We start from the raw sequence: 23,390 nt of genomic DNA, 5'->3' as shown, positions 1-23,390 counted from the left end.
CCCGGCACGGGCGCTGTCCGCAGCCGGCGTACCACAACCAGTGTCGAGGAGTACCAGCGATGAACATCGTCTCCACCCTCCGCAAGAGCCGCCTCACCGTCGCCGTCGCCTCCGTGGCGGTGATCGCCCTCGGGTTGTCGGCCTGCGGCAACGGCTCCGGCAGCAGCGGAGGAGGCGAGGACAAGGCGAAAGCGGCCGGCATCACGCTGGTGAAGCCCGGCAAGCTGACGGTCTGCACGCACCTGTCGTACAAGCCCTTCGAGTACAAGGAGGGCACCAAGGTGGTCGGCTTCGACGTCGACCTGCTCGACCTGCTCGCCAAGGACCTCGGCGTGGAGCAGGAAGTGATCAGCATCGAGTGGGCCCAGGTCACCTCCGGCGCCGCTTACCAGGCGAAGAAGTGCGACATGGGCATGGGCGCGATGACGATCACCGACTCCCGCAAGGCCGCGATCGGGATCAGCGACCCGTACATGGACGCGACCCAGGTGCTGCTGGTGAAGAAGGGTGCGCCGTACAAGTCGCTCGAGGACCTGAAGGGCAAGAAGGTCGGCGTACAGGCCGACACCACCGGCAAGGACTACGCGACCGCGGCGTCGAAGAAGATCGGCTTCGAGGTCGTCGTCTTCAACGACCTCGCTCTGCAGACCAACAACGTCAAGTCCGGCCGCGTCGACGCGGCGATCAACGACAACGGCGCGCTGTACAACTTCGTCACGTCGAACCCGGACACCGAGGTGACGGCGGAGTTCAACACCGGTGAGCAGTACGGCTTCGCGGCCAAGAAGGACGACCCGAGCGGCACCAAGCTGCTGACCATGTTCAACGGGCTGCTGACGAAGGCCAAGTCTGACGGCACGTACAACCAGCTGTTCAAGAAGTGGTTCGGGGTGGAGCCGAAGAAGTGACGGTCTCCGACACGGTAGTCGAGAAGCGCCGCGGGCTCAGTCCGCGGCAACGGGCCCAGCGCTCGCGCGGCATCCAGTACGCCGTCCTGATCATCATCGTCGTGGTGGCGGCATTCACGGCGAACTGGGGCCAGATCGCCAGCGTCTTCTTCAAGCCCGAGTTCGTGAAGTCGGCGTTCACCACCGGGCTTCCCGGGGCGTTCCTGAAGACGCTCGAGTACACGGCCGGGGCCTTTGTCATCGGGCTGCTCGGCGGGACGTTGCTCGCGCTGATGCGGCTCAGCCGAGTGGCGCCGTACCGCTGGCTGGCGACGGCCTACATCGAGTTCTTCCGGGGGCTGCCGGCGATCGTCGTGTTCGTGGCGTTCAGCCTGCTGCCGTTGGCGTTCGCCGATCTGGTCATCCCGCTCGATCCCTACGGCACCGTCTGGCTGGCGCTCGGGATCGTCGCGGCGGCGTACATGGCCGAGGTGATCCGGGCCGGCATCCAAGCGGTGCCGAAGGGACAGATCGAGGCGGCCCGATCACTCGGCATGCCGGCCGGTGTCGCGACCCGCAAGATCGTGCTGCCACAGGCGTTCCGGATCGTGCTGCCGCCGCTGGCCAACGACCTGATCCTACTGGTGAAGGACTCGTCCCTGGTCTTCATCATCGGTACGTCGGCAGCGGCGTACGAGCTGACCGGATTCGGCCGCGACCTGGCCAACACCGAGTCGAACCTGACCCCGCTGGTCACGGCCGGTTTCTGCTACCTGATCATCACCCTGCCGCTCGGCCTACTGGTCCGCTGGCTGGAAGCCAAGGCAGCGAGGGCGCACTGATGGCACTGGTCGAGATCAAGAACCTGCACAAGTCGTTCGGCAGCAACCACGTCCTGCGCGGTATCGACTTCACCGTCGAGCAGGGCGAGGTTGTCTGCATCATCGGGCCGTCCGGCTCGGGCAAGTCGACCCTGCTGCGGTGCGCCAACCTGCTCGAAGTACCGCAGGAGGGCCAGGTCTTCGTTCGTGGCGAGGACATCACCGACCGGGACTGTCATCTGGATGCCGCCCGGCAGCAGATCGGGATGGTGTTCCAGCAGTTCAACCTGTTCCCGCATCTGTCGGTGCTGGCCAACTGCACGATCGCGCAGACGACCGTACTGAAGCGCAGCAAGGCCGAAGCGGAGAAGGTCGCCCGAGCCAACCTGGATCGCGTCGGCCTGAACGACAAGGTGACCGCCTATCCCATGCAGCTGTCCGGCGGCCAGCAGCAACGGGTCGCGATCGCCCGGGCGCTGTCGATGGACCCGGCGCTGATGCTGTTCGACGAGCCAACTTCGGCGCTCGACCCGGAGCTGGTCGGCGACGTACTCACGGTGATGCGCAAGCTGGCCCTGGACGGTATGACGATGCTCGTCGTCACGCACGAGATGGCCTTCGCCCGCGAGGTGGCCGACCGGGTGGTGTTCATGGACGGCGGCGTCATCGTCGAACAAGGCCCGCCGTCCGAGGTCATCGGCAATCCGAAGGAAGAGCGCACCCGCACGTTCCTCCGCCGCGTCCTCGACCCGACTCACGTCGAACCGAACTGACGGTCACGCTGCGTGCCCGGGTGATCGACGGGCCGCAGCGTCGCCGCCGTCAGACTACGAATAGGTCTCCATTCCGGGATGGTCCGTGCATCGGGTGCAGGTCGTTGTGTCAAGATGCGGACAGATGGCGCCGGAGCCGACCGGTGCCCTGCTTTGGAGGACCTAGATGTCTGTCCTGCGTAGGACGCTGGCGCTGTCCGGCGTTCTGGTTCTGGCCGCCGCCGGCTGCGGTTCGAACTCCCTCGAAGGTGGCTCGTCCACCTCGCCGTCGAGCGCCCCCTCCAGCGCACCTTCCAGCGGCGGGCCGGATCTGAGCGGCTCGCTGCCGCCGAAGATCAAGGCCGCCAAGAAGATCGTCGTCGGCGTCGACGCCAGCTACCCGCCGAACGAGTTCCTGCAGGGCGGCAAGACCGTCGTCGGCATGGACGTCGACCTGTTCAACGCGGTGGCGCAGAAGTTCGGCGTCACGGTGGACTGGCAGCCGGCCGGGTTCGACACCATCATCACCGGTGTCCAGGGCGGCAAGTACGACATGGGCATTTCGTCGTTCACGATCAACGACAAGCGCAAGCAGCAGGTCAACATGGTCAGCTACTTCAACGCCGGCACCCTGTGGGCGACCGCGAAGGGCAACCCGAAGGGCATCAACCCCGACGACGCGTGCGGCAAGACCGTCGCGGTGCAGAAGGGTACGACGCAGCTCGAGGACGACATGCCGAAGCGGCAGGCCAAGTGCAAGACCGACGGCAAGCCGGAGATCAAGCTGGTGGTCCGGGACAAGCAGGACCAGGCGACCGCCGACCTGGTCGGCGGCAAGGCCGACGCGATGCTCGCCGACTCCCCCGTCGTGCTTTACGCGATCAAGCAGACCAACGGCCAGCTCGAGCAGGTCGGTCAGATCTACGACGCGGCGCCATACGGCTATGTGGTCCCGAAGGCGGAGACCGCGTTCGCGCAGGCGATCACCGAGGCGCTGAAGTCGCTGAACACCGACGGCACCTACAAGAGCACGCTGCAGAAGTGGAACAACGACTCGGGCGCGATCACCGACTTCGCCGTCAACCCGTAAGCGTCCGCCATGGCTACCGACACCGAAACCCGCCCGGCCCAGCCGGATGCCGAGCGGCCGGGCGCGATCGACGCCGTGCCGGTCCGGCATCCGGGCCGCTGGGTTGCGATCGTGGTGATCGCGGTCCTGGTCGCGATGCTGGTGCACCTGCTGGTCACCAACAAGGCCTTCGACTGGAGGTTCGTCTTCCAGGCGATGAACCAGCAGCCGGTGATCAACGGCTTCATCAAGGGCACATTGCTGGTCACCGTGCTGTCGATGATCGTCGGCGTCGCGGGCGGCGTGCTGCTGGCCGTGATGCGGCTGTCCGACAACCCGATCCTGGCCGGGGTGTCGTGGGCGTTCACCTGGTTCTTCCGGAGCGTCCCGCGGTACCTGCTGCTGTTCACGATGGGCACGCTGGGCGTGCTGTTCCCGCAAGGCATCTCGTTCGGGGTGCCGTTCGACTGGAAGCTGATCGACTGGCTCGGGCTGTCGGGTGACTGGCGGTTCCTCAACCTGGATGCCAACCAGGTCTTCACCGGCCTGGCCGCCGGCGTGATCGGGCTCGGGCTGTCGGAAGCGGCGTACATGGCCGAGATCGCCAGGGCCGGGATCATGAGCGTGGACAAGGGCCAGGCCGAGGCCGCGGAGGCGCTCGGGATGAGCAGCGGCAAGGTGATGCGCCGGGTGGTGCTGCCGCAGGCGATGCGGGTGATCGTGCCGCCGACCGGCAACGAGACGATCGCGATGCTGAAGGACACCTCGCTGCTGCTGGCGGTTCCGGTGATCGGCGAGCTGTTCTACCAGCTGCAGTCGATCGGAAGCACGTACTACAAGACGTTCCCGATCGCCGTGGCCGCGACGCTGTACTACCTGGCCGCGACGAGTGTGCTGATGATCGGCCAGTACTTCCTCGAGCGGCACTTCGGTCGCGGCTTCGGGACCAACGCGCCGCGGGCCGCTCGGCCGGCCGGGGCAGGAGGTGCGTGATGCCGCTCGTACATGCCGTCAACGTGACGAAGTCCTTTCACAACAACGAAGTGCTGAAGGGCATCGACCTCGACGTCGACCGCGGTCAGGTGGTGTGTCTGCTCGGCCCGTCGGGTTCGGGCAAGACCACCTTCCTGCGCTGCATCAACCAGCTCGAGACGATCGACGGCGGCCGGATCTGGGTCGACGACGAGCTGATGGGGTACGCCGACCGCAACGGGAAGCTGTACCGGCTGAAGAACAAGGAGATCGCGGCCCAGCGGCGCGAGATCGGAATGGTCTTCCAGCGGTTCAACCTGTTCCCGCACAAGACCGCGCTGGAGAACATCGTCGAGGCGCCCACCCAGGTCAAGGGCGAGACGAAGAAGACCGCGCGGGAACGGGCGATGAAGCTGCTCGACCGGGTCGGGCTCGCGGATCGCTGCCACGCCTACCCGGCGCAGCTGTCCGGCGGTCAGCAGCAGCGGGTGGCGATCGCGCGGGCGCTGGCGATGCAGCCGAAGCTGATGCTGTTCGACGAGCCGACCTCGGCGCTCGACCCGGAGCTGGTCGGCGAGGTCCTCGCGGTGATGCGGGAGCTCGCACTCGAAGGGATGACGATGATCGTGGTCACGCACGAGATGTCGTTCGCCCGCGAGGTCGCGGACACGGTCGTGTTCATGGACGCCGGAGTGGTGGTCGAGGCCGGCTCGCCGAAGGACGTGATCGGCAACCCGCAGCACTCCCGGACGCAGGCGTTCCTGACCCGATTGCGCTCCGAACACGAACATCCCTGACCGTGCTTTTGGCCGGGCCTCCGGCGCCGGCAGGGTCATGGGGCCTTGGCTCCCGGCCTTCCCTCGTCACTCCGGTCGCTTCGCTCCCTGCGCTCCTCAGTCCAGGCCGGGAGGCCCCATGACCATCCGATGCACCCCTTGGTCGTGCATCCAGGCTCGTGAGAGTGGAAGATGTACGGCGTAGTGGACCGATATACAAGGGAGAGAATGTGAGCAGCACCAGAGGAGCCGCCCAGGTCCGCTTGAGTATCCCGGCGGACAGTGCCTACATCGCCGTACCGCGGTCCGTGGTCGGCAACCTCGCTGCTCGCAACGACTTCACCCTCGACGCGATCGACGACCTGCGGATCGCTATCGACGAAGCGTGTGCGCTGCTGCTGCCGGAGGCGGCCGACGGCGTACTGGAGTGCGTCTTCGAGATCGACCCGCCGCAGCTGACCGCGCGGACGAGCGCGCTCGTGCCGACCGGCTGGATGCCGGACACCGACTCGTTCGGCTGGACAGTGCTGACCGCACTGGTCGAGTCGGCCGCCGCCGAGACGATCGACGGCCGGTTGACCATCACCGTGACGGCCTCCGCCACCGCCACGGAGACCGCGTGACAGACGACCACAACCTGGGCGAGGCGGCCCAGGAATCCACAGATCTGCGTACCCGGACGGCCGATTTCTTCCAGCGGATGGCCGCGGCGCCTGGGGCGAACGACCCTGCGCACACGGCGGCCCGCGATGGTCTGGTCCGGCTGCACATGCCGCTGGTGGAGCACCTGGCCCGCCGGTTCCGCAACCGCGGCGAGCCGTACGACGACCTGGTCCAGGTGGCCACGATCGGGCTGATCAAGGCAATCGACCGGTTCGACTCCGACCGCGGGGTGGAGTTCTCGACGTACGCGACGCCGACGATCCTCGGTGAGATCAAGCGGTACTTCCGGGACAAGGGCTGGGCGATCCGGGTGCCGCGGCGGCTGCAGGAGCTGCGGTTGTCGCTGACCGCGGCGACCGCGGAGCTGACCCAGGAGCTCGGCCGGGCGCCGACGGTGGCCGAGTTGTCGGATCGGCTCGGGCTCTCACCGGATCTGGTGATCGAGGGACTGGAGTCCGCAAACGCTTACAACACCTTGTCCTTGGACGCTCCCGATCAGAACGAGACCGACGCGACCACGGTCCTGGACGGGCTCGGCGGCGAGGACGAGGCGCTGGAGAGCGTCGAGTACCGAGAATCGCTGAAACCGCTGCTGGCACAGCTGGACACCCGGGAGAAGCGAATCCTCACACTGCGGTTTTTCCGCGGTATGACGCAGTCCCAGATCGCCGAGGAGATCGGCATCTCGCAGATGCATGTCTCCCGGCTGCTGGCCAGGACACTGACCGAGCTCCGCACCGGCTTGCTGAAGGAATAGGTCCTACAACACGGGGTGATCGCTGGTCTCGCCGCCGGCCAGGGCTTCGGTCGAGGCCTTCTGGAACACGCAGATCAGCACTGCGAGGGCGGCGACGGCCAGCGCGACGGTGACGCCCTTGGTCGATCCGCCCCAGAAGCTGTACGCCACCAGGAGCTGGATCAGCTGGGTGAACACCGTCGGCCCACGGCTCCAGCGCACTGCCCTCCACAGCCCACGGGCGACGAAGCCCAGAGCCACGCCGTACACGAGGAAGAAGCCGGCTGTGGTCAGGCCGAGCACCAATCGATCGCCATGGATCGTCAAGGCTTCGCCAATTCCAAGAACGATCAGCGCAAGGCCTTCCAAACCGACCACTGCCGCAGCTAACTTGAGCGGTCTCGGGACGGCGGCAGCTGGGGAGTCGGTCGGCACTTCGTCAGCTTAGTGCGGCCATGCTCTCGGGAGCGTTGCGGACCCCAGGCCCTACAGGGATTTGAGGGTTGTGCGTAACCAAAAGACGGTTGGAACGGTTACCTGCAGTGAACGGGTGATTGCGGAAGAGCGGCTCTGTCCGATAACCGGATGGAGAGTACGACGCTGCGCCAGTTCCGAGTGTTAAGGAAGCGTTGTGATCGGATCGACAACTCCATAACCCTTGTTTCGATCCGCCAAGATTGGGAACATGGACTCGTTCGTGAATGCGTTCACAACGCATCGCACTAAAACCCCCCAGTGCGAACGGACCGACGAGTACAGCACCGCTGATCGGGCACAGACCTACCCGGCAGCTTACGTCAACTACTGAGAGAGATGGGATCCGCCATGGATTGGCGCCACCGGGCCGTATGCCTCGACGAGGACCCGGAACTGTTCTTCCCCATCGGTAACACCGGGCCTGCGATCATGCAGATCGAAGAGGCCAAGCAGGTGTGCCGACGCTGTGACGTGCGCGAGCAGTGCCTCGCGTGGGCGCTGGAAGCCGGCCAGGACCACGGTGTCTGGGGCGGCCTGAGCGAGGACGAGCGTCGCGCTCTGAAGCGCCGCAACGCCCGCCAGCGCATTCGCACCGCCTGAAACCAGCCCTCCTCGAGGCCCCGCGGGAACTGACCGCGGGGCCTTTGTGTTTCTGCTAGTCCTTCACTGGGATGTCCAAGGTGACTTGAGTGCCTGGCTTCCCGTCATGGCGGTTGCCGAAATCCAGGGTGCCGTCCAGCTCGCCGATCACCAGGGTGCGGACGATGGACAGGCCGAGGTTGCCGGACAGTTCGGAGTCGAAGTTCGTCGGCAGCCCTTTGCCGTCGTCGATCACGTCGACCCGCAGGCGCCCGACCGACCGCTCGGCGGTGAGCTCGATCGAGCCGCTCGCCTCTCCCCCGTCACGCGTCCCGAACGCGTGCTCCACGGAGTTCTGCATCAGTTCCGTCAGCACCATCGCCAGCGGCGTCGCGACCTCGGAGTCCAGTACGCCGAACGATCCGGTACGCCGGGTTTCGACCGTGGTCGCGACCGTCGACACGTCGGCGACCATCGCGCCGACCCGATCGGCCACGTCGTCGAAGTCGACGTGCTCGTCGAACGACTCCGACAGCGTCTCGTGCACGATCGCGATCGACCCGACCCGCCGAACGGCTTCGGCCAAGGCGGCTTGTCCTTCCGGGACAGAGATTCTTCGGGCCTGCATCCGGAGTAACGCGGCGACCGTCTGCAAGTTGTTCTTGACGCGATGATGAATCTCCCGGATGGTCGCCTCCTTGGTGACCAGCTCCCGCTCCCGGCTCCGCAGCTCCGTGACGTCACGGAGCAGGATCAGTGCCCCCACGTGCTGGCCGTCGGCGCGGAGCGGGATCGCCCGGAGGAACAACGTCGCGTCGGAGTTCTCGATCTCGATCTCCTTGGCGGCGCGTCCGGTCACCACCGAGGCCAGCACGTCGTCGACCTTGCGGCCGCTGTGCAGCAGTTCGGCGGTCACGTCCTTCAGCCGGCTCCCGACGAGATCGGTCACGAGTCCCATCCGCCGGTACGCCGACAACGCGTTCGGGCTCGCGAACGTCACCATCCCGTGCCGATCGACCCGGATACAGCCGTCGCCGACCCGTGGGGTCGTGGACAGCAGCCGCTCCCCGCCGTACGGGAAGATGCCGTCGGTGATCATCCGGGCCAGGTCGGTCGCGCTCTGCAGGTAGGCGATCTCCAGCCGGGACGGGGTCCGCACGCCGAGCAGGTTGGTGTTCCGCGCGATCACCGCGATCACCCGGGTGCCGCGTCGTACCGGAATCGTCTCGACCCGGACGGGGACGTCGTCGCGCCACTCCGGGTCGCCTTCGCGGCAGATCCGGCCGCCGTCGTACGCCTGGTCCAGCAGGTGCCGGCGGCCGCGCGGGATGAAGCTTCCGACGATGTCGTCCAGGTACGCCGTCGGCCCGGTGGTGGGCCGCATCTGCGCCCCGGCCCAGAATCCGAGGCCCTCGGTGTCGGGCAGCCAGAGGACGAGATCGGCGAACGACAGGTCGGCCAGCATCTGCCAGTCGGAGACGAGCAGCTGCAGGCGATCCAGGTCGGCCTGATCCAGGGTTGTGTGGTTTCGGGCCACGTCGCTGAGAGACGGCACGGTTCGATGCTACCGACGGCTTATACCAGCCGGGCGGGTGGTCCGCTCGACAAGTAGAGGCGTGTGGGTGTTGATTGATCAGGCACGGATGAAAGGATGCAAGGGTGGAGTCGACGTACTGGCAGGACGTGATGGCCGCGGACTACGCGGTACCGCACGACCGTACGCTGACCGAGCTCACCGAGGAGCTCGTCCGCGGCCTGGCCAGCACCAATCCGCAGGTCCGCGACGCGCTCGCCTACCCGACGCTCGCCACCTGGCTGGAGCGCGGGGTGTACGACGACCTGCTGCCCGGGTTCGGGGACGGTCTGTGCGCCGGCCTGAACTACGGGCTCGGTGAGGACGGCACGGACACGGTCTTCCGCCGCTCGTTCACCGCGCTGACGCTGGCGGAGGTGATCCACCGCGACAACGCCGAGTTCCTGGTGCACGACGAGGTGGTGATGCGCTGGGGCGACCGGCTGGCCACCTGGCTGCTGCGCGAGCGCGACCTGCGCGGGTTCGTCCAGGACTGCGGCTGGGCGCATGCCGTTGCCCACGGCGCCGATGCGATCGGTGCGCTGGCCCGGTCCCGGCACTGCGACGCCGGCGTGCTGCGGGCCTTGCTCGACGTACTCGCGGACCGGATCGTCAAGGACACGCCGTACCGCTGGGTGCACGAGGAGCACGACCGGGTCGCGCACGCGGTGATGACGGTCCTGCACCGGAACATGCTGACCAGCGACGAGCTCGAGCGCTGGCTGAAGCCGATCGCGGCGACCGCAGGCCAGCAGCCATTGATGCATGAGACGTTGCCGGAGTGGCCGACGCCGCAGGTGTTCAACGCCCGCGGCGTCCTGCACGTCCTGCTCAGCCAGCTCGCGATCGGGGTCAAGGGCTTCCCGATCCCCGGCGACGACGAGCTCTTCGGCCGGCCGATCGAGGCCCGCGCCGACCTGCTGCTGATGCTGACCGAAGCGGTCCAGGCCTCGCAGCCCTACATCTACCGCCCGGCCACCAACCCGCAGTCCTAACCCAGTACGGCGACCGTCGCAACGACGGCCCGGTGGTCTGTTCCTTGGATCGGGTACGTCGTGAATCGCCCCGGCTCGAACTGCCGCGTCACGACCACATGGTCGATCTGCGTCCGCAGTACCGCAGGCTGATCGGCCGGCCAGGTGCCCTGTAGCCCACCACCGACCGTCGGCCCGACGCTTCGGCAGTAGCCGCCCAGGGCATGACGGAAGTCCGCGTGATCGAGGGTCGCGTTGAAGTCGCCTGCCACGATCGACGGCGGGTCCTCGGCGCACCATCGGCGTAGGTGCTGGAGGTCGTTCTTCCAGGTCGTCACCGAGTCGGTCAGCGGCGGGAACCCGTGGTACACGATCAGCCGGATCTGGCCCAGGCTCCCGCCGGTCACGAAGATGTTGCCGAAGGTTGTCCCGGCCTCGGATGCGAACGACACGTTCCCGAGCGACGACGAGACAAGAACACTGGTCGCACTCTCGACTGCCTTGCTCGGCTGGGCCGTGAAGCCCTTGTACTGCAGGTCCTGCAGCTGCGCCCGGATCTCCTCGCGGACGTCGACCTGGGCCTCCGGCAACGAAACCAGATCCGGCTTCCGGTCCCGGATTACCTGGGCGACGTCGGCCGCCCGCGCTCCCCCGCCGAGCACGTTCGCGACCATGACCGTCAGCACCCGGGACCCGGCCGGCGCGGGTCGTGCGTCGGAGAACTGACGTGGTGCCGTCAGCCCACCGCCGACCAGAGTGAGAGCCCCGACGAGTACGGCGGCGATTCGCCAACCTCGTCGTACCAGCATCAGGAGGGCCAGCGCCAGGACCAGCACCAGCTCCTGCGGACGGAACGCGACCAGCTGCGTGAACGGCGTCACCTCGTCCAGCCCGAAGAGCTCCGGATACAGCGGCACGGCAACGATGACGAGGAACAGCACGGACAGCACGACGCGCCGTACGAACCATGCCTTTTCGTTATCCATGCACCAACCTGAAGATCTAGTACGTACTGTCATCGAACGGTAGCGTGCTGCGTTGCGCCTGTGTCCCGAGGAGGTTTGCAGTGTCTCGATTGTCCGCGGTCAAACCCGCGTACTGGATCTCCGGTGTGCTGGTAGTGGTGGCGATCGTCCTACCGCTGCTGGTGCCGACGTACGCCAAGGCGGACCCCCATCTGTGGGGCTTTCCGTTCTTCTACTGGTACCAGCTGATGTGGGTCTTCCTGTCCGCGATCCTGGTCAGCATCAGCTATCGGCTGGTCCGCTCCGAGGAGCGCAAACGCCGGGCCGCCCAGGGACTTGGTGACCCTGAGGCCTCCGATGCTCCGGCTGGTCCCTACGGCTCGGACGGCTCGGCGAAGGAGGGCGACCAGTGAACACGAGTGTCGACTGGGTGCAGCTGATCATCGTCGTGGTGATCTTCGGCGGCGTCACGGTGATGGGCTTCATGGCGGCCCGCTGGCGAAGTGCCGGTCACCTGGACAACCTCGACGAGTGGGGTCTGGGCGGCCGAAACTTCGGCACGTTCATCACCTGGTTCCTGCTGGGTGGCGACCTCTACACGGCGTACACCTTCATCGCGGTGCCCGCCGCGATGTACGCGACCGGTGCGATCAGCGGCTTCTTCGCCGTTCCGTACACGATCGTGGCCTACCCGATCGTGTTCGTCTTCATGGCCCGGCTGTGGTCGGTCTCGCATCGCCACGGCTACGTGACACCGGCCGACTTCGTCAACGGCCGGTACGGCAGCAAGATCCTCACGCTGGCGGTGGCCGTGACCGGCATCCTGGCTCTGATGCCGTACATCGCGCTGCAGTTGGTCGGCATGCAGGCGGTCTTCGAGACGATGGGTCTGGGCGGCAACAACACGCTGGCCAAGGACCTCCCGCTGCTGATCGCGTTCGCGGTGCTGGCGGCGTACACCTACTCCTCCGGCCTGCGGGCGCCGGCCATGATCGCGTTCGTCAAGGACTTCTTGATCTACGTGGTGATCCTGGTCGCGATCTTCTACCTGCCGCACGTGCTCGGAGGATGGGACTCGATCTTCGGTGCGGCGAAGGAGAAGATGGCCAAGCCGAACGCTGTGACCGGCAAGCCGACCGGGTCGTTCATCCCGGGCAACGCCGGCTACGTGTCCTACTGGACGCTGGGTCTGGGCTCCGCGATGGCGTTGTTCATGTACCCGCACTCGGTGACCGCGGTGCTGTCGACGAAGACGCGCAACGTGGTACGGCGTAACGCGGCGATCCTCCCGGCGTACTCGTTGCTGCTGGGGCTGCTCGCGCTGCTCGGGTTCATGGCGATCAAGGCCAACGTGAACGTGAAGGGTCTGGACGGACTGGCCAACCCGCAGCTGGCGATCCCGCGGCTGTTCGACCAGGAGTTCCCGTCCTGGTTCGCCGGGATCGCGTTCGCGGCGATCGCGGTCGGCGCGCTCGTGCCGGCGGCGATCATGTCGATCGCGGCGGCCAACCTGTTCACCCGCAACATCTACCGCGCCTTCATCAAGCCGTCGGCGACACCGGCCGAGGAGGCCAAGGTCTCCAAGCTCGCGTCGCTGCTGGTGAAGGTCGGCGCGCTGGTGTTCGTGCTCGCGATGGACAAGACGATCGCGCTGAACCTGCAGCTGCTGGGCGGGATCTGGATCCTGCAGACCTTCCCGGCAATCGTGGTCGGTCTGTACACCCGCTGGTTCCACCGGTACGCGTTGCTGGCCGGCTGGGCGGTGGCGATGGTGTTCGGCACGGTCTCGGCGTACAACGTGGTGAACCCGGCGACCAAGAAGCACTTCGGTGGGTCGCTGGCGAACATCCCGTTCACCAATACGCCGGCGTACATAGCGTTGACGGCGTTCGTGCTGAACCTGATCGTCGTGATCGTGCTGACGTTCGTGTTCCAGGCGCTGAAGGTGCCGAACGGGGAGGACACCACGCACCCGACGGACTACACCGCCGATCGGGGCGACCCGGGTGTGCAGGACCTGCCGGAGATCCTCGACGAGGGCGGAGCGGCGACCGCGAAGTCCTGAGCTCAATGGTGGCGGCGGTCCTGGGAGGTCCAGGGCCGTCGCCACCTTTTGCGGTTAAGTCGACACGCTGCGGGGTCAGCTTGCCCGGTTTCGGGCCGCGGGTTCGGCAGAATCGCACACGTGCTGCTGGTCCTCCTCGTCATGGTGCTCGCTGCCGGGGCGGCGCTCGCGACCGGCGGCCGGTTCGGACGGCTGGCCGGCAACACCTTGAGCGGCGTGCACTGGCTGGCCGCGGCGGCGATCGGGCAACTGCTCGGGTCGCTCTTCGGAGGTACGGCGTACCCGGTCGGACTGATCGGGTCGGCGGTCTGCATCGCCGTCTTCTTGCGACTGAACCTCCGGCATCCCGGGGTTGGCCTGCTGGCGCTGGGTTTCTTCAGCAACGCGTTGGTGGTCGCATTGAACGGCGCGATGCCGGTGTCGCTCAACGCCTTGGCACATGCGGGTGTCGGCAATGCGATGGTGACCGATCCGCGGCACGAGCTCTCCGACTCCGCGACCCGGCTGCATTGGCTGGGCGACGTCGTACCCGTGGCCCTTCCCGGGCTCGGTCAGGCTGTCAGCCCAGGTGACCTACTGATCGCCGCAGGCGCCGGCCTGCTCCTCTTCACCAGCATGGGTGCGTCTGGCCACGTGGCAGCGCAGGCCGCCCCCGTGTGGGCCGATCTGGAGCCGTGCGCAGGCACTCCTGCCCTGCTCCAGCTGTCACCAAAGGCCAGCCGGGAGATCAGCGATTCAGAAGCGGAAGCCGCGCCCGACGATCCGGCGAAGTGACTCGACCACGACCGGGTCGTACTCCGCTCCGATGCCCAGCCCGATCGACTCCATCGCCTTGTCCGGCGACTGCCCCGACCCTTCGCCGACCAGCTGCTCGTAGGCCAAGGCAACGTTCACGATCCCGCTCTCGACCGGGATGTTCGCGTTGTTCGCCCGCCCGTGCCGGTACGGATCGTTGGAGTGCCTGACGATCTCGGCCACGTGGTCCAGCACCCCGGACCGCTCGATCACCGAAGCCCCGATCTCCGCGGCCCGCTGCCGCTCCTCCCGGGTCCTGAGCAGCGATGCCCCACCTGGACTGGGATCCGCCAACGCCAACTGCCCGACCCCCGACAACAAAGCGGCGTACTCCAGGGCTTCCATCCTGGCCGGCGTCAGCCCCAGATCGTTGCCAATAGCCACCGCCAACGTAGCCGTCCGCGCATTCTGCCCCGGACTACTGAACCCAGCGATCTCCGTACTCCGAGCCATCGACCGCACCGTGGTCCGATAGGTCCGCTGCGCCGAAGCAAACCGCCGAAACGCAAACTGCGTCAGCAACAACGGCACCACGACCAGCGGCGGGGCCCACAGCCCGACGAGCGAGGTCCCCGCGGCCAGCAGGACAGCACCGATCCCCATCGCCATGCCGATCTGGCCCAGGATCACCAGCTCGTCCCGGAGCGCGGCGGGGAACGGCCTGTTGTAGCGCTCGGTCGCCTGCCCCGCACCGATCAACGCATCCGTGACGCCGGCCGCGAGGACCCCGAGAAGCATCGCGAGGATGATCGGCATCGACTGTCGCCAGGAGCCGTTCCAACCCTCGCTGACCGGAATGACCGCAGTGAACACGATGGCCGCACAGGCGACCGACATCACCCGTCGGGCAGAGACGACGACGTCCCACTGGAGTCCGGCGACCGCACGCGGAACGACCCCGATCATCGTCGCGACGCCGACCACGGTGATGATCTGAGCGATGTCCGGAGGTGACAGCGCCGGACCGCGCAGCATCGCGTAGCCGAGCGCCGCGCTGGTTGCGATCGGTGCCCGGTTCCGGTTGCCGTACACGTTGAACTGGACCATCTCGCCGATCGCGATCAACCCACCGAACGTGACCGCGAACGACCACTCGGAGATGCCGTGGCGAACGGTGATCAGGAACGCCGCGAGCCCAACGGCCGCACCGGCGACGAGAATGACGACTCCGCTGCCCAGGTTGCGGGTCGAGATCCGGTCCGTATCGGCAAGGCCCGTCATCCGGGACCTGCTGCTGATCCGGACGCGCCGCCACCCTCGCCGAGGCTGAGGTCGTCGTGGTCGATGCTGAACTGGACCGAGGCATCCGGCGCGGGCTGAACGACCTCGGCAGCTTGCCAGCCCTGGGCCCGAATCACCTGGACGAAGGCGTCGACGAGTTCGGGATCGAAGTGCGAGCGCTTGTCCTGTTCGAGGATCGCCAGCGTCTCCTCCACCCCGCGAGCGGGACGGTAGGAACGCGTCGAGGTCAGACAGTCGAACGCGTCGACGATCCCGATGATCCGGGCGAAGTACGGAATGTTGACACCACTGAGGCCGGCCGGGTAGCCGGTTCCGTCGTACTTCTCGTGGTGATGGAGTACCGCGGACTTCACTTCTTCCAGGAACGGGATGTTGCCGATCAACTCGACACCGCGCGCCGGATGCAGCCTGATCGCGTCCATCTCGGAATCGTCCAGCCGGCCGGGCTTCTGGATGATGCTGGTCGGGACACCGACCTTGCCGACATCGTGCAACAGACCGGCGTGCTCCAATGCGTTCTGCCGATCCTCGCTGAGCGCCAACTGCCGGCCGAGCAGGCCGACGCCGGCGCTGACCCGTTCGGAGTGACCGCGGGTGTAGAGGTCCTTGACCTCGATCAGCTGGATGAACGCGCGGAGCGTCGCGGACTGCGCGCGGCGCTCGGCCGCGTACTGGGACAGCGCCCACCTGGCCACCACCAACGGGCCAAGAATCAGGAACGCCGCGAAGATGTTCAGGCCGCCCAGCCAGATCACAGCCATCGACAGACCGAGTAAGCCGTACCCGAGCAGGGGAACGGCCGTCGTCCGGACGACGTGACGGAGGAACTCGGCGACCGCGTGGCGGCCGCGCTCGAGCCCCAGGATCATCGTCAGTAGCAGCGCATTGACCAACAGCAAGGCGAAAGTCGCGGCAGTGACCGCGATGATGGCGTCCGGAACCCGGTGGAACACCTCATCGCCGACCGGGCCGTTCAGCGCCGCGTAGACAACTGCGGCAGCGGCCGCCGACACAATCCGTTGTGCACTGTTGAAAACCCGTTTGATGATCGGCGCCCGCGCTTGGGCCAACGACCCGACGGCTGCGACCACGACCGCCGCGGCAGGGCCCGCGACGACGTAGACGGCAGCAAGGACAACTGAGACGAGTTCTACTGGTCGCTCGGTGTGCACCGATCGCAACGCGCTGGCAACGAGCGCGAGCAAGCAGAAGCCGGCCACCACAAAAGGTTGTTCGGTCTGGCCGATAGCCAGCACCAAGGAGACAGCAGCAGCCACCGCGGTGGCCGCAACAGCAAGCGGCAAGATCCGTGTCCGAGGGCCCAACGCCATTCATGCCCTCCATGGCAGAAGGATCACCAATCCCAAGCGTCGCCGGTCATCATACGTCACCTCCGATCAGCGGTCGCAGTCTTACGCCGTCCGGATCGGAGGACGTAGGGGGGCAGACAGCACAACGCTGACTCGTCTGAATTTTGCTCATAACGGCTGCGCCGAAACACTGTAAGCCCAACCGTGACCCGCCGCCGACTGCGACGAAGGCTGCGTGGTATGAGAGACTGTGACTCTTTGCAGTTGTTTCAAGGAGGCTTAGAAATGGGTAAGACCGGCCGGAAGCGCCGTGCACGCAAGAAGAAGGGCGCTAACCACGGCAAGCGCCCCAACGCCTGACCCCAGGCGGCTACAGACAGCGAGGACCTCGGAGAAATCCGGGGTCTTTGCGATTTGGTCACAGGTTTACAGCAGACCAGCTAAACCAGAGGTTCTGTATTCGGAGAGTCCCCGTTCACATACCGAATGCTATCTTTCAAACGATCGTTGGGCATTCACTGACCGGTCCGAACCGGATCTCCGGCACTGTTCAACACCCGCACTCCCGGCTCCGGTTCGAGGTGGCTGTGGATAACACCGGCCGTCAGTTGCCGGATCCCCCTAGAGTTGGCCCCGGAGGTTTCCGGTACTGACCGTATCCAACCCGGATCCGAGGAGTGAGCGAGGTGGCTGAGCTGTCCACGCCGAGCCTGAGCGAGCTATTGCGCACCTTCCGCGCCCGTGCCGGCTTCACCCAAGCGGCCCTCGCCGAAAAGGCCGGCCTCAGCGAACAAGCCATCAGCGTCCTCGAACGCGGCACCCGCAGCCGCCCCCGCGCGGACACCGTTCGCGCACTCACCCAAGCGCTTGCCCTCACCGCTGCCGAAGCCGACCAGTTCCGCACCGTTGCCCGCGGCAAGCTCGGCACGCCACGGACGTCGCCGAAGGAGCCCGCTGCCGACCAGGTCCCGACCCCGTGGCAACTACCACCCGCCGCTCCGGACTTCACCGGCCGTGCCGCCCAGGTCGACGCAATCCTTTCTGTACTTCGGGATTCGACCGGCGACGGCGCGTCGGCCGTCGGCCTGGTCACCGTCACCGGAATGGGCGGCATCGGCAAGACCACACTCGCCGTCCACGTCGCGCACATGCTTGCCGACAGCTACCCGAACGGCCATCTCTACCTCAACCTCCGCGGCTACGGACCGGGCGCGCCGATGTCCACCACGGACGCGCAGCGTCACCTGCTGCGCTCGCTCGGCTCCGATATCGCGTCGATCCCGGACGACGTCGACGAAGCCACCGCCCTGTTGCGATCCCAGCTCGCCGGCCGGCGAGTACTTCTGCTGCTCGACAACGCCGCCGACGTCGCCCAGGTCGTGCCGTTGCTGCCCGGCCACGCGGGATCTGGAGCGATCATCACCAGCCGTGGCTCGTTGGCGAACCTGCCCGGCGCTCGTCAGATCCTCCTCGACGCGCTGTCGGAGTCGGAGTCCGTCGACCTGCTGGCCGGAGTCATCGGGCCGAGCCGGGTCGCCGCCGAGCCGGATGCCACCCGGGTCCTCGCTTCCTACTCCGGCCGGCTGCCGCTGGCGATCCGGCTCGTCGGCGGGCGACTCGCGACCCGGCCGACGTGGCCGATCCAGCACTTCGTCGACCTGTTGCAGGACCAGGAGCGCCGCCTCGACGGCCTCGGCTCCGACGAGACCGGCGTACGCGCCAGCATCGCCAGCTCCGTCCAGTTCCTCGAGACCAGCGACCGCGATCTCGACCGGCAGGCGGCCGGTGCCCTGCCGTTGCTGACCGTCCCGGACGGTTCAGACCTGACGACGGCCGTTGCCGCCGTACTGCTCGAGGTGCCGATCCGTCGCGCCGATGCAATCGTCGAGCGCCTCGCCGACCTCAATCTGCTCGAGTCCGTTGCGCCGGCGCGTTACCGGTTCCACGATCTGATCCGTGCGTACGGGCGAGAGGTCGCCGAACAAACGCTGAGCCCGCTCGAGCGTGACGAAGCCCTGGCCCGGGTTCTGCGGTATTACACGGAGGCAGCCTGGATCTGCCAGCGGCTCACGCATTCGACCAGCCCACGGTTGCCGCTGGCCACTGTCGGCAGCAGCGGGCTGCTGCCGACCTTCAGCAGCCGCGAAGCCAGCCTGCGCTGGCTGGACGCAGAGCAGCGGAACATGATGGACCGCTTCCGGCAGGCGCGACAGACCGGTCTTGCGGACAGCGTCCTCCTTGCGGAGTTGGCCCTGGCGTTGTTCGGTTACCACGAGTCGCGACGTCGCTGGCAGGACATGCGTGAGATGAGCACCGGCGCCATCGAGCTCGCGCAACGGCACGGTCGCCCGGCGACTGCCGCCTGGCTCCAACACGACGGCGCCATCCCGGACGCGGAGACCGGCGCTGCCGCTTCGGCGATCGTCCGCATCCAGACCGCTCTGAAGATGTTCAGCCAGATCGACGACCTCTTCGGTCAGGCACGCAGCGCGTCGTCGCTGGCCTACCTGCTCGGCGTGGAGGGGCAGATCGACGACGCGCTGGCGTACGGGCGGATGGCCCTTGCCCTCAGTCGGACGATCCAGGACCCGACGCTGGAGGGCGTCTCGCTCACGGCAGTCGGTGGGCTCTACGACCGGATCGGAGATTTCGCGGCGGCCGACGCAGCGCTCGCCGAGGGCATCGCGCTGGCCGAGCGGGCCGGCGACACCCGAGCGATCTTCAAGCGCTACCTGAATGCAGCCTTCGCACACGTCCAGGTCCGGCGCTATGACGACGCGATCGGAATGGCGAGGCGCGCTCTGCAGGTGACAGAGCAGTCCGGCGACTCGACCTTCCAGGCCGAGAGCCACCATCTGCTCGCGATTGCACATGCCGCCAAGGGCGACCTCGGCGCAGCCGCCGGCCACGTCGAGTCCGGCCTACTGCTGGCCCGGGCCGCCCGTGATCCCGAGCGGGAAGGGCGGTTGCACATCGAACTCGCCAAAATCAATGCCGCCGACGGCGATCGGGCCGCGGCCGTAGAGCAGTTGAACGCCGCGTTGTCGGTGCTCAAGAATGTGTCCGAGGTTGCTTACCAGGACGCCGGGGAACTACTCGAGAAACTGCTCCGCGACGAAATCTACAACTACCGAATCTCGACCTACTCGATCTGACCGGCAGTCGAATCAGTCGGTCGTGGTGATTTCTACCTGGATTTGGGTCAGGCGGAGGAGGATTCGCTGGCGGAGGGCGTCGGGGGCGTGGTCAGAGCCGCAGGAGCGGTGGACCAGTTTCTTGACGCAACGTTCCAGGTCGTATTCGTCCAGGCAGGGGGCGCACTCTTCGAGGTGCTGCCGGATCTCGTCCGAGCTGGCGTCTTCCAGCTCGTTGTCGATGAAGACGTAGACCCGTTGCAGGATCTCTCCGCAGTCGACGTCGTGGGGCTCGCCGCAGCTCACGACTCCTCCTTCTCCACGGTCTCATCCGTGCTCTCGTCCGGGATCAGACCGCGATCCCGGGCGTAGTCGCCGAGCAGGTCACGCAACTGCCGCCGGCCGCGGTGCAGCCGCGACATCACGGTGCCGACCGGCGTACCCATGATCTCGGCGATCTCCTTGTACGCAAAGCCCTCGACGTCGGCCAGGTACACAGCCAGCCGGAAGTCCTCCGGGATCGACTGCAGGGCCGACTTCACGTCGGAGTCGGGCAGGTGTTCGAGAGCAACGGCTTCGGCCGACTTCAGCCCACCGGGAGTGTGCGACTCGGCAGCAGTGAGCTGCCAGTCCTCGATCTCCTCGGTGGGCGACTGCGTCGGTTGGCGCTGGCGCTTCCGGTAGCCGTTGATGAACGTGTTCGTCAGGATCCGGTACAGCCACGCCTTGAGGTTGGTGCCCGGCGTGAACTGGTGGAACGAGCTGTACGCCTTCGCGAAGGTGTCCTGGACCAGGTCCTCGGCGTCGGACGGATTACGGGTCATCCGCATCGCCGCGGCGTACATCTGATCCAGGAACGGCAGCGCCTCGCGCTCGAAGCGCGCGGTCCGCTGCTCGGGTGTCTCGGTCGTGGTGGGAGTCGGCATCGTGATCGAGAATACCGGGGTCTTCCCAGTAGTCCTCGCCGGAGCCTCTCTCGTCGCCATCATGTTCGTCACAACACGCCTGGCAACGGAGCCATTCCCGTACACCGACCGTTATCCGGACACCTCGCGGACGACCCACTCGAACACGGCCTCGACCAGCAGGTCGTACGCCTCCTGCTGATCCAGCTCGGCCCGCTTCGGCATCTTGAAGGCATGGTCGCCATCCGGTACGACGGCCATCTCCGTCATCGGCGGAAACTCCTCCGGCGTACCGAACGGATCCCGCTCCCCCTGCACGACCAACGTCGGCAACCCGGTCCCCTGCAGCTCGTCGACCCGCGACTTCTCCGGCTTCCCGGGCGCGTGCAGCGGGAACGACAGCGCGAGTACGCCGGAAGCCCCCAGGCTGCTCGCGGTCCGGCAGGCCACCCGCGCGCCCGCACTCCGGCCGCCGATCACCAGCGGCGTGCGGACCCGCAACTGCCCGATGATCGCGATCCAGGCCTCGTCGAGCACCTTCGGCGCCGGGGCGAGCTTGCGACCGGCGCGGCGCCAGGGCTGCTCGATCAGGAACACGTTCATGTCCTGCTTCGGCAGCCGGCCGGCCAGCGCGGCCAGGTCACCCGACTCGATCCCGCCCCCGGCTCCATGACCGAGGGCCAGCGTCGCCACCGGGCGGCGGGCCCGGTGTGCCACGATCCGGGCCTCTCCGTGCGGCGTCCCCACAATCCGTTCGTCGGTCACCCGCCCCATCCTGTCATCAGGACCGGGAAAGAGTGGGCAGGAAACTCAGAAGAGCGTGGTCTCCTCCGGCGCGGGCGGCTTGTCGATCGGATCGGCGCCGTCGGGCGGCAGTGGATCGACCAGGTGCGGGCCGTTGTTCTTGACCGAGCTGACCGCCTTCGAGACGGCGTACGCCTCCAACCGACCGGGGGCAGCCGGGACCAGTAGCTCCAGCAGCTCGTCCGGATCCGAGGACAGCGGGTCGAGCCAGGCGTCGTACCGCTCGCGCTCGACCAGCAGCGGCATCCGGTCGTGGATGCGGCCGAGGTCGTCGGTCGCCGACGTGGTCAGGACCGTGCAGGTCCACAGCCAGGCCTCGTCCTTGTCGGCATCCTGGACCGACTTGTCCCGCCAGATCTCGTACAGCCCGGCCATCGCCAGGACGCTGCCGTCCGGCGGGTGAATGAAGTACGGCTGCTTGACCGGCTTGCCGTTCACCTTCTCCTCGGCGGTGTACCACTCGTAGTACCCGTCGGCGGGCAGGATGCAGCGCCGGGTGGCGAACGCCTTCTTGAACGCCGGCTTCTCCGCCACCGTCTCCATCCGGGCGTTGATCAGCCGCGAGCCGATCGTGGTGTCCTTCGCCCACGACGGCACCAGACCCCACTTGACCGTGGTCAGCTTGCGGACCGTCTCGTCCGGCACTTCCCGGTTCTTCCGCTCGACCACGGCGATCACCTGGTCGGTCGGCGCGACGTTGTAGTTGTCCGGAAGCTCCTCGACGGACTCACGCACGTTGCCCGACTCGATCTCGAACTCCTCGACGAGATCGGACGGGTCCCGGCTGGACGCATATCTACCGCACACGCTGACCAGCCTAACGATCCGCACCGACAAAAGGTGATTCATAACCGAAGCTATATAGATGGGGCTATACTTCCTGCATGACCACAGGCAGTGTCGCGGTGGGTGAGGCGCTCTTCGGCCTGGCCGCTGTCGCGATCCGGCGCCGGGACCGCACCCTGAGCCTGACCGCCGCCTCCGTGCTGTCCACGCTGGAGCGCACCGGTCCACGGCGGCTGACCGACCTGGCCGTCAGCGAGGAAGTTACCCAGCCGTCGATGACGGCACTCGTGACCCAGTTGACCGACCTCGGCCTCGCCGAGCGTCGCCGCGATCCCGCCGACGCCCGCGTCGTCCTGGTCGCCGTCACCAACGCCGGAAGTCAGCAGCTTCGCGCGATGCGCACCGCGAGCGCGTCGACGCTGACCGAACTGATCGGCAAGCTCGACGACCAGGACGCCGAAGCGCTCGAGGCTGCCTTGCCGGCGCTGCTCCGCCTGGCCGAGCTTGCCGACGAAAACCAGGACAGCCGTACTCCGTTGCCTAAGAAGGTGACCAGATGAACTACGACGCAGAAGCCCGTCGAGCTCAGCTCTCCCAGAACCAGGCCGCCGGGCTCCCGGCGATCGTCGTCGGAATCGACGGTTCGGCCACGGGCTGGGACGCGTTCGCGTGGGCAGCAGGAGAAGCACTGCGTACTCACGGCCGCCTGGTCGCGGTCTACGTCATGCCGTACTCCGAGCCGGCCGTCGCCCTCGGCGTCCCGTACGACTACGTCGGCGCCGAGAACACCAGGCACGAGATCGCCGACGAGATCGAGGCGGCAGCGGTAGGCCGCGCCCGCGACGCCGGCGTACCGCTCAGCTTCGTCAGCGAGTACGGCGACGCCACCGCCACCCTGACCGACATCGCCCGCTCCGTCGACGCCCACCTGATCGTGGTCGGCCGCTCGGCCAAGATCTGGCACCGCCTGACCGGCTCCCTCGGCCACCGCCTGACCTGCCGCAAGGACGCCCCGGTCGTCGTAGTCGTGCCCTGAGCGGCCCGGCGGAGGAGCGCCTCCGGTAGCGAGATATACTTAGCTTTGCTAAGCAAATCACGTCTCCTG

26 protein-coding genes are annotated in these 23,390 nt (G+C 67.0%); 17 read left to right on the top strand and 9 right to left on the bottom strand.

Going from position 1 to position 23,390, the window contains the following annotated elements:
* Nucleotides 1–59 precede the first annotated feature (59 nt).
* From EV650_RS30585 to EV650_RS30550, 8 genes are all read left to right on the top strand, one after another.
* Nucleotides 60–908 (top strand): ABC transporter substrate-binding protein, encoded by an 849-nt coding sequence (locus tag EV650_RS30585; protein WP_134122419.1) that lies wholly within the window; start codon nt 60–62, stop codon nt 906–908.
* On the top strand, nt 905–1,729 hold the full coding sequence (locus EV650_RS30580; protein WP_134122418.1) for an amino acid ABC transporter permease: 825 nt from the start codon (nt 905–907) through the stop codon (nt 1,727–1,729). The genes EV650_RS30585 and EV650_RS30580 overlap by 4 nt, the downstream gene beginning before the upstream one ends.
* Nucleotides 1,729–2,481, top strand: coding sequence for an amino acid ABC transporter ATP-binding protein (locus tag EV650_RS30575; RefSeq protein WP_134122417.1), 753 nt, complete (start codon nt 1,729–1,731; stop codon nt 2,479–2,481). The genes EV650_RS30580 and EV650_RS30575 overlap by 1 nt, the downstream gene beginning before the upstream one ends.
* Before the next feature lie 166 nt (nt 2,482–2,647).
* A complete protein-coding gene (locus EV650_RS30570; RefSeq protein ID WP_134122416.1) occupies nt 2,648–3,550 on the top strand; it encodes an ABC transporter substrate-binding protein in 903 nt (300 codons plus the stop codon).
* Nucleotides 3,551–3,559: 9 nt separating this feature from the next.
* Nucleotides 3,560–4,522: an amino acid ABC transporter permease gene (locus EV650_RS30565; RefSeq protein WP_134122415.1), complete on the top strand. Its 963-nt coding sequence runs from the start codon at nt 3,560–3,562 to the stop codon at nt 4,520–4,522.
* Complete coding sequence (locus tag EV650_RS30560) at nt 4,522–5,298, top strand: amino acid ABC transporter ATP-binding protein (protein ID WP_134122414.1); 777 nt, start codon at nt 4,522–4,524, stop codon at nt 5,296–5,298. Before EV650_RS30565 ends, EV650_RS30560 begins: the two co-directional genes overlap by 1 nt.
* Nucleotides 5,299–5,507: 209 nt before the next feature.
* Nucleotides 5,508–5,900: an ATP-binding protein gene (locus EV650_RS40760; protein ID WP_134122413.1), complete on the top strand. Its 393-nt coding sequence runs from the start codon at nt 5,508–5,510 to the stop codon at nt 5,898–5,900.
* A complete protein-coding gene (locus EV650_RS30550) occupies nt 5,897–6,697 on the top strand; it encodes an RNA polymerase sigma factor SigF (RefSeq protein WP_134122412.1) in 801 nt (266 codons plus the stop codon). Before EV650_RS40760 ends, EV650_RS30550 begins: the two co-directional genes overlap by 4 nt.
* 3 nt (nt 6,698–6,700) lie before the next feature.
* Here the strand turns inward: EV650_RS30550 and EV650_RS30545 are convergent, their stop codons facing one another.
* Nucleotides 6,701–7,054: a hypothetical protein gene (locus EV650_RS30545; RefSeq protein ID WP_134122411.1), complete on the bottom strand. Its 354-nt coding sequence runs from the start codon at nt 7,052–7,054 to the stop codon at nt 6,701–6,703.
* Between the two features lie 447 nt (nt 7,055–7,501).
* On the opposite strand from EV650_RS30545, the gene EV650_RS30540 reads away from it, so the two are divergent.
* On the top strand, nt 7,502–7,753 hold the full coding sequence (locus EV650_RS30540) for a WhiB family transcriptional regulator (RefSeq protein ID WP_130383822.1): 252 nt from the start codon (nt 7,502–7,504) through the stop codon (nt 7,751–7,753).
* Nucleotides 7,754–7,808: 55 nt separating this feature from the next.
* On the opposite strand, the gene EV650_RS30535 is transcribed toward EV650_RS30540, so the two are convergent.
* Nucleotides 7,809–9,287 (bottom strand): sensor histidine kinase, encoded by a 1,479-nt coding sequence (locus EV650_RS30535; protein ID WP_134122410.1) that lies wholly within the window; start codon nt 9,285–9,287, stop codon nt 7,809–7,811.
* 104 nt (nt 9,288–9,391) lie between these two features.
* On the opposite strand from EV650_RS30535, the gene EV650_RS30530 reads away from it, so the two are divergent.
* The gene (locus EV650_RS30530; protein ID WP_134122409.1) at nt 9,392–10,300 is read left to right on the top strand and encodes a DUF2785 domain-containing protein; all 909 of its coding nucleotides are present in this window, start codon (nt 9,392–9,394) and stop codon (nt 10,298–10,300) included.
* Here the strand turns inward: EV650_RS30530 and EV650_RS30525 are convergent.
* Nucleotides 10,297–11,265, bottom strand: coding sequence for an endonuclease/exonuclease/phosphatase family protein (locus EV650_RS30525; protein WP_134122408.1), 969 nt, complete (start codon nt 11,263–11,265; stop codon nt 10,297–10,299). The genes EV650_RS30530 and EV650_RS30525 overlap by 4 nt on opposite strands.
* 80 nt (nt 11,266–11,345) lie before the next feature.
* Here EV650_RS30525 and EV650_RS30520 point away from each other — a divergent pair, with 80 nt between their 5' ends.
* The 3 genes from EV650_RS30520 to EV650_RS30510 all read left to right on the top strand — a co-directional run bounded on the left by EV650_RS30520 (nt 11,346) and on the right by EV650_RS30510 (nt 14,083).
* Entirely contained in the window at nt 11,346–11,657 is a 312-nt protein-coding gene (locus EV650_RS30520) for a DUF3311 domain-containing protein (protein ID WP_134122407.1), read from the top strand.
* Nucleotides 11,654–13,309, top strand: coding sequence for a monocarboxylate uptake permease MctP (gene mctP / locus EV650_RS30515; RefSeq protein ID WP_238174540.1), 1,656 nt, complete (start codon nt 11,654–11,656; stop codon nt 13,307–13,309). The genes EV650_RS30520 and mctP overlap by 4 nt, the downstream gene beginning before the upstream one ends.
* 120 nt (nt 13,310–13,429) lie before the next feature.
* On the top strand, nt 13,430–14,083 hold the full coding sequence (locus EV650_RS30510; protein WP_238174539.1) for a DUF5317 domain-containing protein: 654 nt from the start codon (nt 13,430–13,432) through the stop codon (nt 14,081–14,083).
* On the opposite strand, the gene EV650_RS30505 is transcribed toward EV650_RS30510, so the two are convergent.
* A complete protein-coding gene (locus tag EV650_RS30505; protein WP_134122406.1) occupies nt 14,045–15,325 on the bottom strand; it encodes an HD-GYP domain-containing protein in 1,281 nt (426 codons plus the stop codon). The two genes, EV650_RS30510 and EV650_RS30505, sit on opposite strands and share 39 nt — an antisense overlap.
* On the bottom strand, nt 15,322–16,677 hold the full coding sequence (locus EV650_RS30500) for an HD-GYP domain-containing protein (RefSeq protein ID WP_134122405.1): 1,356 nt from the start codon (nt 16,675–16,677) through the stop codon (nt 15,322–15,324). The genes EV650_RS30505 and EV650_RS30500 overlap by 4 nt, the downstream gene beginning before the upstream one ends.
* A gap of 264 nt (nt 16,678–16,941) precedes the next feature.
* Here EV650_RS30500 and EV650_RS41580 point away from each other — a divergent pair, with 264 nt between their 5' ends.
* Together EV650_RS41580 and EV650_RS30495 are read left to right on the top strand one after the other, a co-directional pair.
* The gene (locus EV650_RS41580; protein WP_369759046.1) at nt 16,942–17,016 is read left to right on the top strand and encodes a 50S ribosomal protein bL37; all 75 of its coding nucleotides are present in this window, start codon (nt 16,942–16,944) and stop codon (nt 17,014–17,016) included.
* 326 nt (nt 17,017–17,342) lie between these two features.
* Complete coding sequence (locus EV650_RS30495; RefSeq protein ID WP_134122404.1) at nt 17,343–19,811, top strand: XRE family transcriptional regulator; 2,469 nt, start codon at nt 17,343–17,345, stop codon at nt 19,809–19,811.
* Nucleotides 19,812–19,823: 12 nt separating this feature from the next.
* Here EV650_RS30495 and rsrA read toward each other — a convergent pair whose 3' ends face one another.
* From rsrA to EV650_RS30475, 4 genes are all read right to left on the bottom strand, one after another.
* Nucleotides 19,824–20,096, bottom strand: coding sequence for a mycothiol system anti-sigma-R factor (gene rsrA / locus EV650_RS30490; RefSeq protein WP_134122403.1), 273 nt, complete (start codon nt 20,094–20,096; stop codon nt 19,824–19,826).
* Entirely contained in the window at nt 20,093–20,716 is a 624-nt protein-coding gene (locus EV650_RS30485) for a sigma-70 family RNA polymerase sigma factor (RefSeq protein ID WP_134122402.1), read from the bottom strand. Before EV650_RS30485 ends, rsrA begins: the two co-directional genes overlap by 4 nt.
* A 111-nt stretch (nt 20,717–20,827) precedes the next feature.
* Nucleotides 20,828–21,469 carry an alpha/beta hydrolase family protein gene (locus EV650_RS30480; RefSeq protein WP_134122401.1) on the bottom strand — a complete coding sequence of 214 codons (642 nt, stop codon included), beginning with the start codon at nt 21,467–21,469 and terminating at the stop codon, nt 20,828–20,830.
* Nucleotides 21,470–21,505: 36 nt separating this feature from the next.
* On the bottom strand, nt 21,506–22,306 hold the full coding sequence (locus tag EV650_RS30475; protein WP_134122764.1) for an SOS response-associated peptidase: 801 nt from the start codon (nt 22,304–22,306) through the stop codon (nt 21,506–21,508).
* A gap of 77 nt (nt 22,307–22,383) precedes the next feature.
* Here EV650_RS30475 and EV650_RS30470 point away from each other — a divergent pair, with 77 nt between their 5' ends.
* A complete protein-coding gene (locus EV650_RS30470; RefSeq protein ID WP_238174538.1) occupies nt 22,384–22,845 on the top strand; it encodes a MarR family winged helix-turn-helix transcriptional regulator in 462 nt (153 codons plus the stop codon).
* Entirely contained in the window at nt 22,842–23,321 is a 480-nt protein-coding gene (locus EV650_RS30465) for a universal stress protein (RefSeq protein ID WP_134122400.1), read from the top strand. The genes EV650_RS30470 and EV650_RS30465 overlap by 4 nt, the downstream gene beginning before the upstream one ends.
* Nucleotides 23,322–23,390: the final 69 nt, after the last annotated feature.

This window comes from Kribbella kalugense, assembly GCF_004365875.1.
In the GTDB taxonomy this organism is placed as follows: Bacteria; Actinomycetota; Actinomycetes; order Propionibacteriales; family Kribbellaceae; genus Kribbella; species Kribbella kalugense.
The sequence above is the reverse complement of the archived record's forward strand: the minus strand, read 5'-3'. Positions and strand labels throughout refer to the sequence as shown.